General features: G+C 72.4%; 20 protein-coding genes. 13 read left to right on the top strand and 7 right to left on the bottom strand.

All coding sequences use genetic code 11. The annotated features are described in order from the left end of the window. Positions 1-60: 60 nt before the first annotated feature. The 6 genes from recQ (at position 61) to AB0M79_RS07955 (ending at position 6,065) form a co-directional block, all read left to right on the top strand. The gene (gene recQ, locus AB0M79_RS07980; RefSeq protein ID WP_364209322.1) at positions 61-1,899 is read left to right on the top strand and encodes a DNA helicase RecQ; all 1,839 of its coding nucleotides are present in this window, start codon (positions 61-63) and stop codon (positions 1,897-1,899) included. Then, entirely contained in the window at positions 1,896-3,020 is a 1,125-nt protein-coding gene (locus AB0M79_RS07975; protein WP_364209319.1) for a sensor histidine kinase, read from the top strand. Before recQ ends, AB0M79_RS07975 begins: the two co-directional genes overlap by 4 nt. Continuing rightward, a complete protein-coding gene (locus AB0M79_RS07970; protein WP_364209316.1) occupies positions 3,013-3,684 on the top strand; it encodes a response regulator transcription factor in 672 nt (223 codons plus the stop codon). Before AB0M79_RS07975 ends, AB0M79_RS07970 begins: the two co-directional genes overlap by 8 nt. A gap of 76 nt (positions 3,685-3,760) precedes the next feature. Beyond that, complete coding sequence (locus AB0M79_RS07965; protein WP_364209313.1) at positions 3,761-4,489, top strand: ATP-binding cassette domain-containing protein; 729 nt, start codon at positions 3,761-3,763, stop codon at positions 4,487-4,489. Positions 4,490-4,491: 2 nt separating this feature from the next. Then, positions 4,492-5,265 carry a hypothetical protein gene (locus AB0M79_RS07960; protein ID WP_364209310.1) on the top strand — a complete coding sequence of 258 codons (774 nt, stop codon included), beginning with the start codon at positions 4,492-4,494 and terminating at the stop codon, positions 5,263-5,265. Next, complete coding sequence (locus AB0M79_RS07955; RefSeq protein ID WP_364209307.1) at positions 5,265-6,065, top strand: hypothetical protein; 801 nt, start codon at positions 5,265-5,267, stop codon at positions 6,063-6,065. The genes AB0M79_RS07960 and AB0M79_RS07955 overlap by 1 nt, the downstream gene beginning before the upstream one ends. Before the next feature lie 116 nt (positions 6,066-6,181). Here AB0M79_RS07955 and AB0M79_RS07950 read toward each other — a convergent pair whose 3' ends face one another. The 7 genes from AB0M79_RS07950 to AB0M79_RS07920 all read right to left on the bottom strand — a co-directional run bounded on the left by AB0M79_RS07950 (position 6,182) and on the right by AB0M79_RS07920 (position 14,143). Beyond that, positions 6,182-7,492, bottom strand: coding sequence for an FGGY family carbohydrate kinase (locus tag AB0M79_RS07950; RefSeq protein ID WP_364209304.1), 1,311 nt, complete (start codon positions 7,490-7,492; stop codon positions 6,182-6,184). Positions 7,493-7,562: 70 nt separating this feature from the next. Continuing rightward, on the bottom strand, positions 7,563-8,531 hold the full coding sequence (locus tag AB0M79_RS07945) for a hexose kinase (protein ID WP_364209301.1): 969 nt from the start codon (positions 8,529-8,531) through the stop codon (positions 7,563-7,565). A gap of 4 nt (positions 8,532-8,535) precedes the next feature. Beyond that, positions 8,536-9,522, bottom strand: coding sequence for a sugar phosphate isomerase/epimerase family protein (locus AB0M79_RS07940; RefSeq protein WP_364209298.1), 987 nt, complete (start codon positions 9,520-9,522; stop codon positions 8,536-8,538). A gap of 30 nt (positions 9,523-9,552) precedes the next feature. Further along, positions 9,553-10,587, bottom strand: coding sequence for an ABC transporter permease (locus AB0M79_RS07935; RefSeq protein ID WP_364209295.1), 1,035 nt, complete (start codon positions 10,585-10,587; stop codon positions 9,553-9,555). A 2-nt stretch (positions 10,588-10,589) separates the two neighbouring features. After that, positions 10,590-12,134, bottom strand: coding sequence for a sugar ABC transporter ATP-binding protein (locus AB0M79_RS07930; RefSeq protein ID WP_364209292.1), 1,545 nt, complete (start codon positions 12,132-12,134; stop codon positions 10,590-10,592). A 40-nt stretch (positions 12,135-12,174) separates the two neighbouring features. After that, positions 12,175-13,236, bottom strand: a complete 1,062-nt coding sequence (locus tag AB0M79_RS07925) for a sugar ABC transporter substrate-binding protein (protein ID WP_364209289.1) — start codon at positions 13,234-13,236, stop codon at positions 12,175-12,177. A gap of 58 nt (positions 13,237-13,294) precedes the next feature. Continuing rightward, positions 13,295-14,143, bottom strand: a complete 849-nt coding sequence (locus tag AB0M79_RS07920) for a DeoR/GlpR family DNA-binding transcription regulator (protein ID WP_364209286.1) — start codon at positions 14,141-14,143, stop codon at positions 13,295-13,297. Positions 14,144-14,437: 294 nt separating this feature from the next. On the opposite strand from AB0M79_RS07920, the gene AB0M79_RS07915 reads away from it, so the two are divergent. The 7 genes from AB0M79_RS07915 (at position 14,438) to AB0M79_RS07885 (ending at position 20,764) form a co-directional block, all read left to right on the top strand. Further along, positions 14,438-15,019, top strand: a complete 582-nt coding sequence (locus tag AB0M79_RS07915) for a glucose-6-phosphate isomerase family protein (RefSeq protein ID WP_357539361.1) — start codon at positions 14,438-14,440, stop codon at positions 15,017-15,019. After that, positions 15,006-15,698 carry a deoxyribose-phosphate aldolase gene (gene deoC, locus AB0M79_RS07910; RefSeq protein ID WP_364209283.1) on the top strand — a complete coding sequence of 231 codons (693 nt, stop codon included), beginning with the start codon at positions 15,006-15,008 and terminating at the stop codon, positions 15,696-15,698. The genes AB0M79_RS07915 and deoC overlap by 14 nt, the downstream gene beginning before the upstream one ends. Then, complete coding sequence (locus AB0M79_RS07905; RefSeq protein WP_364209280.1) at positions 15,695-16,648, top strand: hypothetical protein; 954 nt, start codon at positions 15,695-15,697, stop codon at positions 16,646-16,648. The genes deoC and AB0M79_RS07905 overlap by 4 nt, the downstream gene beginning before the upstream one ends. Then, the gene (locus AB0M79_RS07900; RefSeq protein WP_364209277.1) at positions 16,645-17,439 is read left to right on the top strand and encodes an MBL fold metallo-hydrolase; all 795 of its coding nucleotides are present in this window, start codon (positions 16,645-16,647) and stop codon (positions 17,437-17,439) included. The genes AB0M79_RS07905 and AB0M79_RS07900 overlap by 4 nt, the downstream gene beginning before the upstream one ends. After that, positions 17,436-18,323 carry an SIS domain-containing protein gene (locus tag AB0M79_RS07895; RefSeq protein WP_364209274.1) on the top strand — a complete coding sequence of 296 codons (888 nt, stop codon included), beginning with the start codon at positions 17,436-17,438 and terminating at the stop codon, positions 18,321-18,323. The genes AB0M79_RS07900 and AB0M79_RS07895 overlap by 4 nt, the downstream gene beginning before the upstream one ends. Positions 18,324-18,384: 61 nt before the next feature. Next, the gene (locus AB0M79_RS07890) at positions 18,385-19,899 is read left to right on the top strand and encodes an FGGY family carbohydrate kinase (RefSeq protein ID WP_364209271.1); all 1,515 of its coding nucleotides are present in this window, start codon (positions 18,385-18,387) and stop codon (positions 19,897-19,899) included. A 10-nt stretch (positions 19,900-19,909) separates the two neighbouring features. Next, positions 19,910-20,764: a class II fructose-bisphosphate aldolase gene (locus tag AB0M79_RS07885; RefSeq protein WP_364209268.1), complete on the top strand. Its 855-nt coding sequence runs from the start codon at positions 19,910-19,912 to the stop codon at positions 20,762-20,764. Positions 20,765-20,801 lie beyond the last annotated feature (37 nt).

The raw sequence follows: 20,801 nt of genomic DNA, 5'->3' as shown, positions 1-20,801 counted from the left end.
GTCGGCCGGTCGGGTACGACGCCGCACCCGGCGGAAAGCGGTGACTCGTAGACTGCGCGGATGGCTTCCCCCGTCGAGACGCACGGCAAGAACCCGTTGGAGATCCTCCGCAGGGTGTTCGGCTACGACGAGTTCCGGGGCAACCAGCGGGAGATCATCGACCAGGTGGTCGGTGGCGGTGACGCGCTGGTGCTGATGCCGACCGGTGGCGGCAAGTCACTCTGCTACCAGATCCCGGCGCTGATCCGTGACGGTGTCGCGGTCGTCGTCTCGCCGCTGATCGCGCTGATGCAGGACCAGGTCGACGCGTTGCACGCGGTCGGCGTACGCGCCGGTTTCCTCAACTCGACGCTGGACCTCGACACCCGGCGGATGGTGGAGGCGGAGTTCCGGGCCGGCGAGATCGACCTGCTGTACCTGGCGCCGGAGGCGCTCGGCTCCCCCGGCACGGTCCGGCTGCTCGAGAGCGGGAAGATCGCGCTGTTCGCGATCGACGAGGCGCACTGTGTGGCGCAGTGGGGGCACGACTTCCGCCCCGACTATCTGGCACTGTCGATGCTGCACGAGCGCTGGCCGGACGTACCCCGGATCGCGCTGACCGCGACCGCGACGACGGCGACGCACGACGAGATCGCGACCCGGCTCGACCTGAAGGACGCCCGGCACTTCGTCGCCAGCTTCGACCGGCCGAACATCCAGTACCGGATCGTGCCGAAGCGGGAGCCACGCCGGCAGTTGCTCGACCTGCTGCGCAACGAGCACGCCGGGGATGCCGGGATCGTCTACTGCCTGTCGCGGGCGTCGGTGGAGAAGACTGCCGAGTTCCTGGTGCAGAACGGGATCGCCGCGTTGCCGTACCACGCGGGGTTGGAGGCGGCGACCCGCGCCGAGAACCAGAAGCGGTTCCTGCGTGAGGACGGTCTGATCATGGTGGCGACGATCGCGTTCGGGATGGGCATCGACAAGCCCGACGTACGGTTCGTCGCCCACCTGGACCTGCCGAAGTCGGTCGAGGGCTACTACCAGGAGACGGGGCGGGCCGGCCGGGACGGGCTGCCGTCCACGGCGTGGCTGGCGTACGGGCTCCAGGACGTGGTGCAGCAGCGGAAGATGATCGACGGGTCGGAGGGCGATCAGGCGCACCGCCGCAACCTGGCCGCGCATCTCGACGCGATGCTGGCGCTGTGCGAGACGGTCGAGTGCCGGCGCGGGCAACTGCTCGCCTACTTCGGCCAGGCCCAGGCGGAGAAGTGCGGCAACTGCGACACCTGCCTGGAGCCGCCGGAGTCGTGGGACGGCACGATCGCGGCGCAGAAGCTGCTGTCGACGGTGCTGCGGCTGAAGCGGGAACGGAACCAGAAGTTCGGCGCCGGCCAGTCGATCGACATTCTGCTCGGCCGGCAGACCGAGAAGGTCGTCCAGCACGGCCACGACTCGCTGACGGTCTTCGGCATCGGCACCGAGCTGAGCGAGCCGCAGTGGCGGGGCGTGGTCCGGCAACTGCTGGCGCAGGGGCTGCTCGCCGTCGAGGGCGACTACGGGACGCTGGTGCTGACCGACGCCAGCGCCGAGGTGCTCGCCAGGCGGCGGACGGTGATGATGCGCCGCGAGCCGGAGCGGCCGGCGGCGAGCCGTACGCCGAAGCAGAAGGCCGACCGGAGCCCGGCGCAGGACCTGGACCCCGAGGCGACGAAGCTGTTCGAACGGTTGCGGGCCTGGCGGGCCGCGGCCGCGAAGGAGCAGGGGGTGCCGGCGTACGTCGTCTTCCACGACGCGACGTTGCGCCAGATCGCGGCCGACGCGCCGACGTCGCTGGCCGAACTCGGCCGGGTCAGCGGGGTCGGCGAGAACAAGCTGGCCAAGTACGGCGGGTCGATCCTGGAACTGCTCGCGGGGTGAACGGCGGCGGGCGCGGGCGGGTGCTGCGCCCGTTCGGTGACATCGGGCTCGCGCTGGCGGTCGTCGTCGTGCTGTGGCTGCCGGCGCTGGGTGCGGCCGGGGCGGCGGCACGGTGGGCCGGGGTCGCGCTGGCGGCCGTGGTCGTCGCCGGTACGGCGGCCCGGTGGCGGCTGCCGCTCGCCAGCCCCGTCGCGGTCTTCGCCGCGACCGGGCTCGCCGCCGTGCTCGGTGTGACGGACGATCCGTTCGTGGCCGCCGCGTGGGCGCTGTATCCGGCCGCCGTGCGGTGGGGTTCGCGCTCGCCGTGGTTTCCGGCGGCACTGTTCGTGGCGGTCGTGGCCGGCGCGACGATGGTGGGCGCACCCGCCACCACCGCCGCCCTCGAGACGGTGCGTCACGTGACGGCGGCTGTCGCCCTGCTGGCCGGGTCGTGGATCGTGGGCAGCCTGGTCGGCCGCCAGGCGCGGGCGGCGGCGGAGGCGGCCCGGGCACAGGCGGACCGGCGGGCGGCGGAACACCGGTTGCGGGTCGCCCGCGAGGTGCACGACGTCGTCGCGCACACGCTGGGCACGATCGGCATCGAGGCGGGGGTGGCCCGGCACGTCGCCTCGACGCCCCCGGAGGAGATGCGTCGCACGCTGGCGTCCATCGAGTCGTCGGCCCGGCAGGCGCTGGGGCAGATCCAAAGCCTGCTGCGCACGCTGCGCGACGACGAGGAGATCGACCGGACGCCGACCCCGGGCCTGACCGACCTGCCCGGCCTCGGCGAGCGGGCGACGCGGGCCGGGTCACCGACCACCGTCACGGTCGCCGGAACGCCCGGCCTGGACGCGGGCACGGAGCTGGCCGTGTACCGGATCGTGCAGGAGGCGGTCACCAACAGCGTCCGGCACGCCCCCGGCGCGGCCTGCCGGGTCGAGATACGTGCCGATGCCGGCGGCACGGTCGTCACGGTCCGCGACACCGGGCCGGGCCGACCGGCCGGCAGCACCGACGGCAACGGTCTCGCCGGCCTCCGGGAACGCGCGGCCCTGGCCGGTGGCACCGTCAACCTGGGCAATCACCCCGACGGTGGTTTCCAGGTGCGGGTCAGCCTGCCGAGGAAGGAGCCGGATGGCTGACGACGAACCGGTACGGGTCCTCGTCGCCGAGGACGTACCGCGGATCCGGGCCGCGCTGTGCACGCTGGTGCGCAGCGACCCCGGCCTGCGGCTGGTCGCCGACGCGGCGACCGGTGCCGACGCCGTACGGCTGGCCCGGGACCTGCGTCCCGACGTGGTGCTGATGGACATCCAGATGCCCGGCACCGACGGGCTGGCGGCGGCACGCGCCATCCTCGACGGGACCGCTGCCACCCGGGTGCTGGTGCTGACGACGTTCGACACCGACGAGTACGTGTACGAGGCGCTGCGGATCGGGGTGTCCGGGTTCCTGCTGAAGAACGCTCCGCCGGAGGAGATCCTGCGCGGCGTCCGGGTCGTGCACGCCGGCCACTCCATGCTGGCGCCGGAGGTGACCAGCCGGCTGATCCGGGTGTTCGCCACCCGCCCGGCCCCGGCCACGCAGCGCCGGCTGATGCCGCCCGGCGTCGTGCTCTCCGAGCGGGAGATCGAGGTCGCCGGCCTGGTGGCGGGCGGGCTCTCGAACGCCGAGATCGCCCGCGAGTTGTTCCTGAGCCCGGAGACGGTGAAGACGTACGTCAGCCGGATGCTGGCGAAGCTCGGCGTGCGGGACCGCACCCAGCTCGCCGTGCTGGCGGTGGAGGCGGGCCTGCTCCGTCCGTAGGTGTCAACTTTCGGGGGACACCGGGCGCGGCCGCTCCTGTGACGCTGGCGGTCCACAGCGTTCCGGGAGCCGTTCGATGAGAATCCAGGTCGACAACCTGACCAAGAGACACCGCGGGAAGTATGCGATCCGCGACGTGAGTTTCACCGCCGAGCCCGGAAGGGTCACCGGGTTCCTCGGCCCGAACGGGGCCGGCAAGTCGTCGACGCTACGCATCCTGCTCGGCCTCGACCGCGCCGACGCCGGCCGGGCCCTGTTCGACGGCGTCGAATACCGCCGGCTCAGGAACCCGCTGCGTACGGTCGGGTCGATGCTGGACGGCAGCGGGGCGCACCGGTCCCGTACGGCCCGGGCGCACCTGTCGTGGGTCGCCCGCAGCAACGGCATCCCGAAACGCCGGGTCGACGAGGTGCTCGAGACGGCCGGCCTGGCGGAGGCGGCCCGCCGGCCGGTGGGGCTCTTCTCCCTCGGCATGGGGCAGCGGCTCGGCCTGGCCACCGCCCTGCTCGGCGAGCCGGAGGTGCTGGTGCTCGACGAGCCGGTGAACGGGCTCGATCCCGACGGCATCCGGTGGGTCCGGACGTTCCTGCGGCGGTACGCGGCCGGTGGCCGCACCGTGCTGCTCTCCAGTCACCTCATGGGCGAGATGGCCGACACCGCCGACGACCTCGTCGTCATCAGCGCCGGGCGGATCGTGACGCGGGGTCCACTGGGGACGGTGACCGCCGGGCACGCCAGCCTGGAGGACGCCTTCTTCGCGCTCACCGACGCCGGTGCGGCGCACCGGTCCGGCCAGGGAGGCTGACGGTGCTCGACACTCTCGGCGCGGAACTCAGGAAGGCGCTCGGCCTGCCCGGCGTCGTCGTCGGCGCGGCCCTGGCCATCGTGGTACCGGTCGGTATCGCCGCGCTCTCGGCGTTCTCGTTGCGTGGCGCGCTCGACAGCGGCCGGGCCGCCACCCTCGCCGATCCGTCGACTGTCGACAGCGGGTTCGGTGAGCTGGGCATCGGGGTCGTCGGGGCGGCGATCCTCGGCGTCGTGATCGTCAGCAGCGAATACACCGCCAACCGGGTCAAGGCCGGCGGCGGCCGTCAGGTCACCACCACCCTCACCGCGACGCCGCACCGGCTGCGGGTGCTGGCCGCCAAGCTCGCCGTTCTCACCGCCCTCGTCGTCGTGCTCGCGACCGTCGCCGTCCCGCTCACCCTGGCCGTCAGCGGGTTCCTGCTCGGCGACCACGCCCAGTCGTACGGCGACCACCCGGCCCGGGCCGTCGGCGCCGGCCTGTACTGGCTCCTCACCGCCTGGCTCGCGTTCGGGATCACGCTGTTCACCAGGAGCGGGATCGTTCCCCTGGTCGTGATCGTCGCCAACGCCTCACTCGTGTCGGTCACCTACCTGCTCGCCCGGTCGGTTCCCGCCGCGCGGTTCCTGCCGGACGTGGCCGGTGCCCAGATGTTCGCCCGCGAATACCACGCGCCGGACATGCTCGACCCGGTCACCGGCGGCCTCGTCATGGCGGCGTGGGCCGTCGCGCTGCTCGCCGCCGCCGGCACCGTCTTCGTCCGCCGGGACGCCTGATGGGGTTGCGGGCGCTCGGTCGTGTCGCGGGCGCGGAACTCGGCAAACTCGGCACCCTGCCGGCCGTCCGGTGGACGGTGGCGGGCACCGTCGGCGCCTCGGCCCTGCTGTCGGCGGCGGTGACGAACGCGGCCCTCGGCCGGTCCGGCACGACGGAAACGGGTGCGGCCGAGGCCGGCGCGGCGGAAACGGGTGCGGCGGGCGCGGTGGATGTCGCCGCCGCCGCGCTGCAATCCGTCGGACTGGTCCAGATCGGGCTGGTCCTGCTCGGCGTCCTCGCCGTCAGCAGCGAGTACGCCGACGGGCAGATCGCCACCAGCCTCGCCGGCGTCCCGGACCGGATGCTGTTCCTGACCGGGAAGACGGTCGCCTGGCTCGGCGCGGCACTCGGCACCGCACTGCTCGGCGTCGCGACGTCGTACGGGGCCGCGTACCTCGTGGTGCGCCTCGACGGGGCACCGGCCCGGGACGGCGGCGAGGTCGTCCGGGCGCACGCGGGGGCCGTCGGCTACCTCGTGCTGATCGGCCTGCTCGCCTACGCGACCGCGTTCCTCCTGCGGAACGCGGTCGCGACGGTGGCGACCACGCTCACGCTCGTCCTGCTCGTGTCGCCCTACCTGGCCCGCTTCGGCGGGGCCGCCCGGTTCCTGCCCGACGTCGCCGGGAAGCAGGCGTTCCACCTCGGGCCGCTCCCGCCCGGGGCGTTGTCACCCGGTACGGGGATCCTCGTGCTGCTCGGCTGGTGCGTGGCGCTCCTGCTGCTCGCGGTCGTCACGTTCCGGCGCCGGGACGCCGGCTGACCACTCCCCACGCGGCCGGGCACTCGACGCGGCCGAGCGCTCGACGCGGCTCTCGATGATCGTCTGCTGCTCAGACAGTCACGGCACGGCGGGTCGAATGTCTGAGCAGCAGACGATCAATCCTGGCTGAGGTGCGCGGGTACGTCCGCCGTGCCGGTCACACCGAGCTGGGCGAGGACGGCGACCCCGAGCACCGTCGCCTCGGGTTCGACGACGAACCGCAGCCGGCGATCCGTGGCGTCCTGGCGCATCCGGCGCCACACCGGCGACCCGGCGGCCACCCCGGCGATGGTGACGTCGGCGATCTCGGTCCGGCCGAGATGCCCCAGCCGTACGGTCGTCGCCTCGGCCTCGACGGCCAGCCCCTTGAGCAGGCTGGCCATCGCGTGGGCGCGGGTGGCGTCCATCGGCAGGTCGGCGAGCCGGACCCGCCGGTGGTCGGCGTCGATCACCGCCGGGCCGACGCTGTCGACCACCGCACCGATCTCGTCCCACATCACCGCGTCGTCCACGCCGGCGTAGAGCATGTTGTGCCACGCCTGGTAGTAGCGGCCGGACGGGGTGGCCCGGTGCACGAACCGCAGCCCGCCGGCGACGAAGACGCCCTCGTCGATACCGGGTTCGAGGGTGTCCGGCAGTTCGTCCAGCAGCAGCAATTGCGCCTCGGAGGTGCCGGCGGAGACGTAGACGTCGCCGGGGTTGCGTACGCCGGCACCGAACGCGCCGCACATGTGGTCGTGGCCGCCGGTGACGACGGGTACGCCGGCCGGCAGCACGCCCGCGCCGGTCGTCCGGCCGACGACGGTGGCGCTGCCGACCAGTTCCGGCAGGGCGAGGGTGGTCAGGCCGAGATCGGGCAGCGCGTCGTCGCGCAGCACCCCCCGGCGTACGTCGAGCAGCCCGGTCCGCGAAGCGTGCGAGACGTTGAGGAAGACCGGGGCGGCCCGGTCGGCGAGCAGATCGCGGGCGACGAAGTCGGCGAGGCAGGTGAAGCCGCGGGCGGCGGCGAACGCGTCCGGCAGGTGCCGGGCCAGCCAGCGGAGCTTGAAGACGGAGAACGTCTCGTCCACATCGGACCAGCCGGTGCCGGCCAGTTCCGCCTTCGCCTCCCGGCCGTGGGTGGCGTACCAGGCCAGGACCGGGGCGGTGACGGTGCCGTCGGCGGCCAGCAGGACGACCTCCTCGCCGACCGAGCCGACACCGACGCCGGCGAGTTCGCCGACGCGTACGGCCGGGTCGGCGAGCAACCCCGCCAGCAGGTCCTCGACCGAGGCGGCGAGCCGGCCGGCGTCGCGCCGGCCACCCCACGCGTCGTCCTCGACGACGGTCGGGGCGTGCCGCAGCGCGACGAGGCGGCCGGCGGCCGTGTCGTAGCAGCCGACCTTCGTCCGGGTGGTGCCGATGTCGACCCCGAGGAACTGGGTCACGGTGTCGCCTCGCTTCGCTCGGCACCACCGTGTGCACCACTGAGCCCAATGGCTCGCTCGCTCCGCTCACTCACGGTGTCACCGGGGTGGTGACGGTCACCTGGTCGCGGAGCTTCGCGACGAGGTCCGGGTCGACGTCGGGGGTGAGCGAGGCGGCGTTCGCCGCGCCCATCGCCGACGCGAGGACGAGCGCGTCGGCCGGGCTGTCGCCACGCCCGAGCGCGACCGCGAGACCGGCGAGGAACGAGTCGCCGGAGCCGGTGGCGTTGCGGGTCTCGACCTTCGGCGTGTCGACCGCCAGCCGCTCGGCCCCGTCGATCCACAGTGCGCCGTCGGTGCCGAGGGTGACGACGAACGTCGCCCCGGTCTCGGCGTGCAGGTCGCGCATGGCGGCGGTGGAGGTGGCGAGGTCGGGCAGGTCACGGCCGAGCACGCCGGCCAGTTCGTGGACGTTGGGTTTGACGACGAGCCGGCCGGCCGGCGGCGCCGACCGGACGTCGTCGATGACCCGGGCGAGTGGCCCGCCGTGCGCGTCGACGATCGCGGTCGCGCCGGCGGCCAGGGCGAGCCGGGCGATCCGGGCGTGCAGGTCCGGCGGGCAGCCCGGTGGCAGGCTGCCCGTCGACACGACCACGTCGCCGGGTACGACGTCGGCGGCCAGGCCGGCGAGCAGCTTCTCCGGCTCGCCGGGTGCGATGTCGGGGCCGCGTTCGTTGAGCACCGTCGAGCGCCCGGTGCTCTCCTCGATGACGACCGGGGTCACCCGGGTGTCGCCCTCGACCTCGATGTGCCGGTCGAGTACGCCCAGGTCGGCGCAGCCGCGCCGGATCACCTGGCCGGTGAACCCGCCGACGAAGCCGTGCGCGCTGACCGTGGCGTCGAGCCGCCGTGCCCCCCGGCAGACGATCATGCCCTTGCCGCCGGGAAGGCTGCGTACGGTCGTGACCCGGTTGACCTCGTACGGGTGGAACCGGTCGACCACCTGGAGCCGGTCGAGTGCCGGGTTGGGGCAGACGACGTGCAGCGTGAAGCCGGACACCGCGCTACTCGGAGTCGATCTGGTAGAGGGCGAAAAGTTCCTCGTCGCTGGCACCGAGTACCTCTTCCTCGCGCTCGCGGAACGTCTCCGCCGAGACGCGGACGAGTTCGTCGAGCTTGTCGGTCTGCGGCGGCAGGTTCATCGCAGCGTACGGGTTGCCGCCGGCACCCAGCGGCTCGGCGGAGCAGTAGTTGTCGCCGCGCTGGTAGCCGATGGCGTACAGGGCCATGATGATCACGTCGAGGTCGAGCAGGCCGTGGCCGAGCGCGCGGCGGTTCGAGTCCGCCATGTGCAGGTTGAGCATGCGGTGACCGTGGTCGAGGATCGTCGCGCCGATGTGCAGCTCGCCGCTGAGCATGTGGTAGAGGTCGCCGTTGAGGTGCGAGATCGCCGGGTGGTCGACGAGTTCGAGCAGCCGCAGCGCCTGCTCGAAGGTGTGCACGATGCTGGTCTCCTCGGGCCGGATCGGCTCGACGGCGCCCCGGATGCCGGCGGCGGCGAAGTCGTCGGCGACCAGCTTCATGGTCTGCGCCGACCGCTCCACCTCGTACGAGTCGAAGGCGGTGGGCCGGCCGACCGAGGCGGCGCCGAAGAGCAGGTACGAGCCGCCGACGGCCTGGGCGAACCTGGCCTGACGGCGGAAGTACTCGATGGCCCGGGCCCGCACGTGCGGCAGGTTGTGGGCGAACTCCTGGTTCGGGGTCACCATGCCGCAGATGCCGGAGACGGTGATGCCGTGGTCGCCGAGGATCCGCAGGGTCTCGTCGGGCTTGTAGCCGAGGTCCTCGGAGTAGAGGTTGCCGTGCAGTTCGATGTACCGCACGCCGTTCTTCGAAAGGCGGGCCGCGGACACGGCCAGGTCCTCGGTGCCGAAGCCCCAGTTGCTCCAGCCGAACTTCAGCTTGGGCTCGTCGGCGGTGTGGTTGCGCCGGGCCTCGACGAAGGCCCGGACGACCCGCTGGTCGTGGACGCGGAATGGTTGCGGCTTCATGGTGCTCGTGGTCCTTTCGAAACGCGGGGATCAGGCCTTGCGGCCGGCGAAGCGGCGGGTCAGCGCCTTGGGGTGCAGGTGCCGGAGGTTGCCCTGGCGCCACTGGTCGAACAGGGCGGCGAGGACGATGACCAGACCGATCGACAGCTGCTGGAGGAACGGCGACAGCGCGAGCAGGATGAACGCGTTGCGCAGCACGCCGAGCAGGCAGGCGCCGAGGAAGGCGCCGATGATCGAGCCACGGCCGCCGGAGAGGCTGGCGCCACCGATGACGGCGGCGGCGATGACGTCCAGCTCGTACCCCATGCCGGCCTGTGCCTCGGCGACGCCGACCTGGGTGGAGAAGACGATGCCGGCGACACCGGCGAGCGTGCCGATGAGCATGAAGCTGAGGATTCGGGTCCGGCCGACCGGGATACCGCCGGTGCGGGCGGCGGTGTCGTTGTCACCGACGGCGGTGACCCGCAGGCCGAAGACGGTACGGGTGAGCAGGAGCTGGCCGAGGATCACCAGGACCAGGAAGATGACCACGCTGACCGGGATGCCGCCGAAGATCCGGCCCTGGCCGATGAAGGACAGCTCGCGCGGCATCGCCTGCGGCAGGCCGCCGGTGAGCAGCTGGGTGAGGCCCCGGGCGATGGAGAGCATGCCCAGGGTCACGATGAACGAGCTGACCCGGCCGAGGACGACGACGGTGCCGACGGCGAGACCGCTCAGCGCGCCGACGCCGATGCCGATGAGCATCGCCAGCCACGGGTTGACCCCGCTGCCGTACGCCGCACCGGCGGAGACGGCCGAGAGGGCGAGCACGGAGCCGACGGAGAGGTCGATCTCCTTGCCGATGAGGATGAAGGTCTGGCCGATGGCGATGATGCCGATCACCACGACCGTCTGCAGGACGTTGTAGAGGTTGTCCCGGGTCAGGAAGTTCTCGTTGGCCAGGCTCACCAGCAGGCCGAGCACGATGATGACGCCGAGCAGGCCGGTCTCCTGGCGCTTCACGAGCGACAGCGCGCTGTCCTTCCAGGACCGCCCCGGCTGCTTCGCAACGGTGGTGGCTGACATGTTCATCCTTCGGTAGCACCCATCGCCGCGGCGACGATGGGGTTGGGTCCGGCGTTGTTCGGGGCGTCACGGGTCACCCGGCCCTGCCGGATGACGACGACGCGGTCGGCGAGTTCGACGACCTCCTCCAGCTCGGAGGAGATGAACCAGACCGCGAGTCCTTCCCCGTGGGCGAGTTCGCGCAGCGTCGCGTAGATCTCGGCCTTGGTGCCGACGTCGACGCCGCGGGTCGGCTCGTCCAGGATCAGCACCTTCGGCTTGGCGGCCAGCGCGCGGGCGAGCAGCACCTTCTGCTGGTTGCCGCCGGACAGCGAGGTGATCGGTGCCTCGGTGGAGGCGGCCTTGACGCCGAAGCGCCGGGCGAGGTCGCGGGCGGTCGCGGTGGCCCGGCGTCCCGACACCCAACCCAGGTGGCCCAGCGTCGACAGGATCCGGGCGGTGATGTTGTAGCCGACGCTCTGCGCGTGGAACACCTCGGTACGGCGTTCCTCCGCGACGTACGCGATACCGAGCCGCTGGGCCCGGCCGGGACCGGAGATGCGTACCGTCCGCCCGCCGACGGCGATCTCGCCACGGTCGACCGGGCGGAGCCCGATGACGGCCTCGGCGATCTCGGTACGGCCGGCGCCGACCAGACCGGCCATGCCGATGATCTCGCCGCGCCGGACGTTGAAGTCGATGTCGGTGAAGCCCTCACCGGTCAGTCCGGTCACCTGGAGGGCGACCTCGGCGGTCTCGATGCCCTCGGCCCGCTCGGCGACCACCTCGGCGACGACGGCCCGCTTCTTCTCGCCGGCCATCAGCGCGACGGCCCGCTTCTGGTCGATCTCGTCGGGCGGGCCGGCGGCGACGAACGTGCCGTCGCGCAGCACGATCACGTTGTCGACGATCGAGTAGACCTCGGCGAGCCGGTGGCTGACCAGGACCACGGCGACCCCGTCGTCGCGCAGCTTGCGCATCACGGCGAAAAGCCGCTCGGATTCCTCGTGGGTGAGGCTGGAGTTGGGCTCGTCGAGGAAGAGCACCTTGGGCTGGCGGGACAGGGCCCGGACGATGTCGACCATCTGGCGCGACGCCGCGGACAGGTCGCGGCACAGCGTCGCCGGGTCGGGCAGGTAGTCGGCCATCTCGAGCCGGTGGAGCAGTTCCCGGGCCTTGTGCACGTTCTCCCCGCGCCGGGCCAGCCCGTACGCCGGGCGCTCGCCGAGGTCGTACAGGAACAGGTTGTCGGCGATGGTCAGCTCGCCGATGAGCAGCGGCTCCTGGTTGACCACGACGACACCGGCGGCGATCGCCTCCAGCGGCGAACCGAAGGAGACCTCCTCGCCGTCGAGCGTGAGGTGCCCGCGGTCCGGCTGCATCTGGCCGGAGCACAGCCGGATGAGCGTGGACTTGCCGGCGCCGTTCTCACCGAGGAGTCCGGTGACCTGGCCGGCCGGAAACTCGAGCGACACGTCGCGCAGTGCCTTGACCGCGCCGAACGACTTCGCCAGGCCGGCGGCCGCGAGGGCCGCCGGCTTGACGTCGTCCACCTGGGTGGGCTTCATGGGGTACGGGCCTTCTCTAGGCGTTCAGGCTCTGGGCGGTTCAGGAGGCGCCCACGGCACCGACCGGCAGCACCGACGGGTCGTGCTCGGCCAGGTTCTCCGCCGTGACGAAGGGCGCGTTGGCCTCCTGCGCCACCGGGCTCGGGTTCTGGCCGGTGACGGCGGCGTTGAACAGTTCGATCGCGACGTTGTAGCCCTGACCGAAGGCGTCCTGGCCGATGACGCCGTACATCGAGCCGTCCTTGATGGCCGCGATGTTCTCGGTGCTGATGTCGTAGCCGATCACCTTGACGGTGTCCTGCTTGCCGGCGGCGGCGACGGCCTGGGCCGCGCCGAACGGGCCGCCCGCGGTGGCGTAGATGCCGAGCAGGTCGGCGTTGGACTGCAGGTAGTTCTGCGCCGCGGTGTAGGTGTTGGAGGCCGAGTCCCGGGCCTCGACACCCTGGCTGACCGGGGTCAGGTTGGAGCCGGCCAGGCCGTCGACGAAGCCCTGGCGGCGCTGCTCGGAGCCGGGCGCGGTGAACTGGCTGACGATGATGCCGACCTTGCCGGTCTGGCCGTTGGAGGCCTTGATCATCTCCTGGGCCGCGAGCTGGCCGGCCTTGTACTGCTCCTGGGCGTAGTTGACGGTGCCGCCGGAGCTCTCGACGCAGTCGAAGAGGGTGTTGTAGGCACCGACCTTCTTGCCCTTGCCGGACAGCGTCTGGATGTCGGCGCAGTTGCCCTCGCCGGCGATGAAGAACCCGACGCCGTCGTAGCCCTGGGCGTCGGCGGCGCGGATGGCGCTGGAGACGGTCTGGACGTCGATGTTCTCGCCCGCGACGATCCAGGTGACGCTGCCGTCCTTGTCGGACAGCACCCGGTTGGCGTAGTCGGCGCCGGCCTTCACGTTCACCCAGTACGGGTTGTTCGCGAAGCCGATCATCGCGATCCGGACCTCGCCGTCGGCGGCCTGGTCGGTCGGGGTGGGCCGGCCGGCGATCGGGTCGCTCGGCCCGTCGTCGGATCCGCCGCCGCCACCGCACGCGGTCGCGAAGAGGGTCACGGCCAGCAGTGCGGCGGCGCCGCGGGTGACCGCCTTTACTCGTGTTCGGGAAGACATTCTTTCCTCCAGGGTGGTGGGGTGTGCGTTGTGATCACCGATCGGTCGCCGTGCGGGGTCAGCCATCAGCGAGGCGCACCTCCGTGCCGAGCGCCCGCAGGTCGTCCACGGTCGCGCTCCCGATCCCCCGGTCGGTCACGATCAGGTCGACGTCCCCGATCGCGCCGTACCGGCAGGCGGCCCGCAGGCCGAACTTCGTGTGGTCGGTCATGAGTACGGCCTTCTGGGCCGAGGCGAGGATGGCCGACTTGACCGCGGCTTCGCCGGGGTCCGGGGTGGAGAGCCCCCAGGTCGGATCGACGGCGTTGGCGCCGACGAAGGCGACGTCGAAGCGCAGTTGGGCGAGCCGTTCGAGGGCCCAGGCGTCGACCTCGGCGTAGCTGGCCGGACGTACCCGGCCGCCGATGGTCATGACCGTCGAGCGGCCCAGGTCGGTCAGTTCGAGGGCGATCTGCAGAGCGTTGGTGACGATGAGCAGGTCGCCGCGGTCGGGCAGCAGCCTGGCGAGGTGTCCGGTGGTCGATCCGGCCTCGATGAAGATGGCGCCGAACGGCGGGATCTCGCGGGCGGCGGCCCGGGCGATGGCGAGCTTCTCGTCGCGCCGTTCGGCGATGCGTCCGGAGACCCGGCCCTCGACGGCGAGGGTGACGCGGGCGACGGCGCCGCCGTGGATCCGCTGGAGATCACCGGCGGCTTCCAGCGCGGAGAGGTCGCGGCGGATGGTCTCGGCGTTGACCGCGAAGCGGCTGGACAGCTCGGCGGCCTCGACCCGGCCGGCGGCGCGTACGAGGTCGACGATCTCACGACGGCGGGCGGACACGTTCATCGCGACGCCTCCCTCCAGCGGGTCGCTGTGGTTTCCCACCTGTGTCGTGTGGGTGAAGCCACAGATTTCGAGGAGCAACACTACATTTGGCTACCGGTATGTCAACGAGAGATTTTCAAACGTTACACCGAGATGACTCGAACCCACATTCAGCGCGAGAGAATTTGTCCGCTTTTAGCGCTGGTATGAGGTTTTGGTTTCCCAAGATCGCCACTGCGGTGGTGAAAGAACGCTACACCCACAGCTTGCCAACATTGCCAGCGAATGACAGCGGCTTGTAAGTTTGCTACAAAGTGATCAGGAAGAGCGCGGCCGGACGGGGTTCGCACCACCCGAGCGCTGGCCCCCGCCGTCGGCACGAACAGAAGGAGCACCGTGTCCGAACCGCTGCCTGGACCGGCACTCGTCATCAAGCCCGAGGGGATGACGGGTCGCACCGGCCGCTACGAGAAGAAGCTGTCCGATCTCGACGGACTGTTCGCCGACGCCGAGGCGTTCGCCGCCCGGCTGGCGACCGAGGCCGACCGGGTGATCTACCACGTCGACGAGTTCCGGCCCTCGGGCGCGGCCGGTGACCTGATCACCGGGATCTCGACCCTGTCCGCCGGCCGGGTCGGCACCGAGTTCCACATGACCCGCGGCCACATCCACGCCCAGCACGACCGGACCGAGATCTACCACTGCCTGTCCGGCCACGGGCTGATGCTCATGGAGACCCTCGACGGACAGACCGTCGTGACCGAGCTGCGGCCCGGCGTCGTCGCGTACGTCCCGCCGGTGCACATCCACCGCAGCGTCAACCTGGGCGACGAGGACCTCGTCACGCTCTTCTGCTACCCGGCCGACGCCGGACAGGACTACGGCATCATCGCCCGCTCCGGTGGTATGCGGCACCGGGCCGTCGCCGACGGCACGGGGTGGCGACTGGAGGAGAACACCAGCTATGTCCCCCGGTGAGCTGACCGGGCCGGCCCTGGCCCGCATGGTCGACATCAGCGCCGTACAGGCCCAGCACGGCCGGACCGACGTCGAGGAACTGGCCCGGCACGCACTGTCCGGCGACTTCGTCGCCGCCCACGTACTGCCGTCCTGGCTGCCCGTGCTGCGGCCGCTGCTGGCCGGGTCGACCACCAACGCCGGCTCCCCGGTCGGCTTCCCGTCCGGCGGCTCGGCCACCCCGGTCAAGGTCACCGAGGCCCGCTGGCTGCTCGACGCCGGGGTGCAGGAGATGGACGTCGTCATGAACGTCGGCCTGGTCCGCTCCGGTGAGCTGGCCGCCGCCACCCGCGACGTCGCCGCCGTACTCGAAGCCGTCGACGGACGCGTGCCGGTCAAGGTCATCCTCGAGGTCGGGCTGCTCGACGCGGGTCGACTGCGCGACGCCGCCCGGGCCGCCGTCGACGCCGGCGCCGAGTCGCTGAAGACCGGAACCGGCTGGCAGGGCATCGCGACCACCCCCGAACACGTCCGCGTCATGCGGGAGATCGCCGGGCCCGACCGGGAGATCAAGGCGTCCGGCGGCATCCGCTCCCTGGAGCAGGTGCGCGCCCTGCTCGACGCCGGCGCGACCCGGTTCGGCATCAACACCGCGTACGCCGTACGGCTGGTAGCCGAGGCCGGAGGGACCGCGCCGTGACCGCCGAGACCCTGACCCCCGACACGCTGCGCCCGGCCACGAGCCCGACGATGTACTTCGTCGGCGTCACCACCGGCTCGTCCGCGATCCACCGGGTCTTCGCCGCCTGGCGGCCGCTGCTCGGCCTCGACGACGTCGAACTCGTCGGCATCGACGTGCCGGTCGGCGCCGACGCGGCCGTCTACCGGCGGGTGGTCGCGCACCTGCGCGACGACGAACTCTCCCGCGGCGCCCTGGTCACCACCCACAAGCTCGACCTGTACGCGGCCAGCACCGACCTGCTGCGCCGGGTCAACGACGACGCCGCCCGGCTGCGCGAGGTCAGCGCCCTGGTGGCCCGCGACGGCTGGATCGACGGCCACGCCCTGGACACCATCACCAGCCAACTGTCGCTACAGGCCATCGTGCCGCGGCTCGCCGGCCGCGACGTCCTGGTGATGGGGGCCGGTGGCGCCGCCCTCGCGCTCTGCGACTACTTCGCCCACCGGGCCGGCACCGACGCGCCCGGCCGGGTCGTCGTCACCGACATCGCCGACGACCGGCTCGCCTCGATCCGGACCGACATCGGCGGCGGCAACCCCGCGATCGACTGGGTGACGCACCGCCTCTCCCCCGGCGAGACGCACGACGAACTGCTCGCCGGCCTCGCCCCCGGCGCCGTGGTCGTCAACGCCACCGGCATGGGCAAGGACCGGCCCGGCTCGCCGCTGACCGACGCCGCCGTCTTCCCGCCCGGCGGGTACGCGTGGGAGTTCAACTACCGCGGCGAACTCGGCTTCCTGCGGCAGGCGCGGGCCCGCGCCGAGGCCGACGGGCTGACCGTCGAGGACGGCTGGCGCTACTTCGTGCACGGCTGGACCCGGGCGGTCGACGCCGTCTTCGATCTCGGCATCCCGACCGCCGGGCCGGACTTCGAGCGGCTGTACGACGCCGCGCAGGAGGTGCGGTGACGGTGCGGGCCAGGTGGCTGGGGCAGGCCGGATTCCAACTCACGTACGGCGACGCGCACCTGCTCGTCGACCCGTACCTGTCGGACTCGCTGGCCCGCAAGTACGCCGGCACGCTCTTCCCGCACGTCCGGCTGCGCCCCGCCCCGGTCACCGTCGCCGGCCTGCCGCCGGTGCACGCCGTGCTCTGCTCGCACGCGCACACCGACCACATGGACCCCGACACCCTCGCCCCGCTGCTGGCGGCGCGGCCCGCGACCCGGCTCGCCTGTCCCCGGCCGGTAATCGACGAGGCGCTGCGCCGCTCCGCCGCGCCGGCCGACCGGATCGACGCGCTCGCCGACGGCGGGCGGGTCACCTACGGGCCGTTCACCGTCACGGCGGTCCCGGCCGCCCACGAGACCCGGGTACGCGACGACAACGGCGACGACCGCTTCCTCGGGTACGTCGTGGAGGCCGGTGGCCTGCGCGTCTACCACTCCGGCGACTGCGTGCCCTTCGACGGGCAGGCCGAACGGCTGCGTGACCTCGGGGTCGACGTGGCGCTGCTGCCGGTCAACGGGCGGGACGCCCACCGGCTCGCCAACGGGGTCCCGGGCAACTTCGACTTCGCCGAGGCGGTCGACCTGTGCGTCCGGTCCGGCATCGGAATCCTGGTGCCACATCATTGGGGCATGTTTGCCTTCAACACCGTCGATCCGGACGGCTTCGACCTCGACCTGGCCGCCCGGGGCGGCGTCACCGTACGCGTGCCGGAGCACGGCGGCACCCTCGACCTGGCGGCCGCCCGATGAGCAACCCGCCGGTGCTGGAACGCCTCAACAGCAGCCTCCCGTCGCTGCGCCGCTCCGAGCGCAAGGTCGCCGACGTGGTGCTCGCCGACCCGCACGCGGTCGTACCGATGACGCTCGCCGAACTCGCCGAGGCCGCCGGGGTCAGCCAGCCGACCATCGTCCGGTTCGCCAACGCGATCGGCTGCGACGGTTTCCACGACTTCCGGATCCAGCTCGCGCAGAGCGTCGCGCTCGGCATCCCGGCCACCCAGTCGGTGATCGAGGCGCAGGACGGCACGGCCACCACGGTCAGCAAGATCTTCGACTTCTCGATCACGTCGCTGGACCACGTACGGCGGCACCTCGACCTCGCCGCCCTCGACAGCGCGGTCGCCGCCCTGGCCGCCTCGACGCACATCGCCTTCATCGGACTCGGTGCCTCCGGCATCGTGGCGATGGACGCCGAGCAGAAGTTCCCGCTCTTCGGCGTGCCGTGCTCGGCACCGGTCGACACCCACCAGCAGTTCCTGGCCGCGTCGACGAGTACGCCGACGACCGCGTTCGTGGCCATCTCGAACACCGGCCGGACAGTGTCCATCCTGGACACCGTACGGGTGGCCCGGGAACGGGGCGCGACGGTCATCGGGATCACCGGCGGGAAGACGCCGCTGGCCGAGCTGAGCAACATCCCGCTGATCGTCGAGTCGCTGGACAACACCGACATCTACACGCCGACCATCTCGCGGCTGGCCCAACTCGTCGTCGTCGACATCCTCGCCACGATGGTCCTGCTGCGCCGCGACGGTACGGCACTGGAGGACATCCGCACGATGAAGTCCCGGCTGTCGCACATGCGCTCCGGCCTGCACCACGAGGCCGTACTCGACACGGACCGGCGGACATGAGCGAGCGAATCATCCGGCTCAGGTCTGGTCATGGCGACCGCGAGCGAAGCGAGTGGGCGTCATGACGAAAGCGGTTCTGGCCTTCGACCTCGGGACCGGGGGGTGCAAGGCGGCGCTGGTCGATCCGGCCGCCCGGGTGGTCGGCACGGCCTTCGTCGCGTACGACACCGGCTATCCGGCGCCGGGCCGGCACGAGCAGCGGCCGGCCGACTGGTGGGACGCGGTCGTCCGGTCGGCCCGCGAACTGCTGGCCTCCGACGCCGGCCGGTACGAGGTCGTCGCGGTCGGGCTGTCCGGGCACAGCCTGGCGATGGTGCCGGTCGACGCGGACGCGAACCCGCTGCTGCCCGCCGTACCGATCTGGTCCGACACCCGGGGCGAGGACGCCGCCGCCGCGTACTTCGCCGCCGCCGGCCCGACCCACGCCTCCGGCGCCGAGGACGCCTGGTACGGCCGGACCGGCAACGGCTTCCCGCGCGGCATGTACACCGTCTTCAAGGCGGCGTGGCTGCGCTCCGCGCACCCGGACGTCGCCGCCCGCACGGTCCGGATCCTCGGCAGCAAGGACTGGGTCAACGCGCGGCTGACCGGCGTCCAGCGCACCGACCAGAGCTACGCCTCCGGCAGCGGCGCCTACGATCTCGCGACCCGGCGGATGCTGCCGGACGTGCTGGCCGCCCTCGACCTGCCCGCCGACTGGTGGCCGGAGATGGTGGCCTCGACCGCCGTCGTCGGCCACGTCACCGCCAGCGCGGCGACCGCGACCGGACTGCCGGCCGGAATCCCGGTCGTCGCCGGCGGCGTCGACAACTCGTGCATGGCGCTGGGCGCCGGGCTCGACCGGGCCGGCGAGGCGTACGTCTCCCTCGGCTCGTCGAACTGGGTGACGGTCGCCGCCGCCGAACCCGTACTCGACCCGGTCGGCCGGCCGTTCGTCTTCGACCACGTGCTGCCCGGCCTGTACATCTCGGCCCTGTCGACGTTCGGCGGCGGCAGCAGCCTGAACTGGCTGGCCGGGGTACTCGGCCGCGACGGCGACCTCGACGCCCTGCTCGACGAGGCGGCCGCCGCACCGGTCGGCGCCGACGGCCTGACCTGCGTACCGACCCTCGCCGGCGGCACCGTCGCCGAGGGCGGCCCGGCCGTACGCGGCGCCTTCCTCGGCCTCGACCTCGGGCACACCCACGGCCACCTGGCCCGCGCCCTGGTCGAGGGGATCGGCTTCAGCCTGGCCGACGCCGCGCGGGCGATGCTCGTCGACGTACCGGCGGAGATCACCGCGACCGGCGGCGGTGCCCGCGGGCGGCTGATGCTCCAGGTCCTCGCCGACCTCATCGGCCGCCCGGTCAGCCGGCCGGACGCCGCCCAGCACGGCGCGGCCCTCGGCGCCGCCACCCTGGCCCTGCTCGGCACCGGAGCCTGGACCGGCACCGGGCCGCTGCGGGCCGCGCGGCACGCCGCGCTGCGCGTCGACCCGCGCCCGGAACTCGCCGACGCGTACGCGCTGCCGCGCGTCCGCTTCGACGCCGCCCGGTCCGCGACCCGGACCCACGCGACCGCAACCGCCAGCAAATAGGAGAGAAACCATGCCCCTCGCCGATCCACGACCGATCCTCGCCGCCGCCCGCAGCGGGCGGTACGGCGTCGGGGCGTTCAACACCACCCTGCTCGAACACGGCGAGGCGCTGGTCGCCGGTGCCGAAGCCGCCGGCGCGCCGCTGATCATGCAGGTCAGCGAGAACGCGGTCCGCTACCACGGCGGGCTGCGCCCGATCGCGCTCGCCACGCTCGCCCTCGCCGAGGCGGCGACCGTTCCGGTCGTCGTGCACCTCGACCACGCCGAGGACGTCGACCTCGTGCACCAGGCTGTCGACCTCGGCTTCACCTCGGTGATGTACGACGGTTCCAAGCTCCCCGACGACGAGAACCGGGCCACCACCCGCCGGGTCGTCGAGCACTGCCACGCCAACGGGGTCGCCGTCGAGGCGGAACTCGGCGAGGTCGGTGGCAAGGACGGGGTGCACGCCCCCGGCGTACGCACCGATCCGCAGGACGCCCGCCGGTTCTGCGCCGACACCGGCGTCGACTCGCTCGCCGTCGCGGTCGGCACCTCGCACGCGATGGCGTCTCGGGACGCGGTCGTCGACCTGGACCTGGTCGCCGCGATCGCCGAGGCGGTGCCGGTGCCGCTGGTGCTGCACGGCTCCTCCGGCGTCGACGACGCGACGCTGTCGACCGTGGTGACCCGCGGCATGACGAAGGTCAACATCGCGACCCACCTGAACAAGGTCTTCACCCGCGCCGTACGGGAGAGGCTGGACGCGGACCCGAAGGTGATGGACGCCCGCAAGTACGTCGCCCCGGCCCGCGACGCGATGGCGGCGGAGGTCGAGCGGCTGCTCGGCGTACTCGGCGCCCGGGGAACGGCGGCGCGCCTGTGAGCGAAGCGAACGAGCAGGCTCAAGCGAACTCACGCGA

The sequence above is a fragment of the Polymorphospora sp. NPDC051019 genome, assembly GCF_040683055.1.
Classification (GTDB): domain Bacteria; phylum Actinomycetota; class Actinomycetes; order Mycobacteriales; family Micromonosporaceae; genus Polymorphospora; species Polymorphospora lycopeni.
Note: the sequence above shows the minus strand (reverse complement) of the source record. Positions and strands in the feature narration are given on the sequence as shown.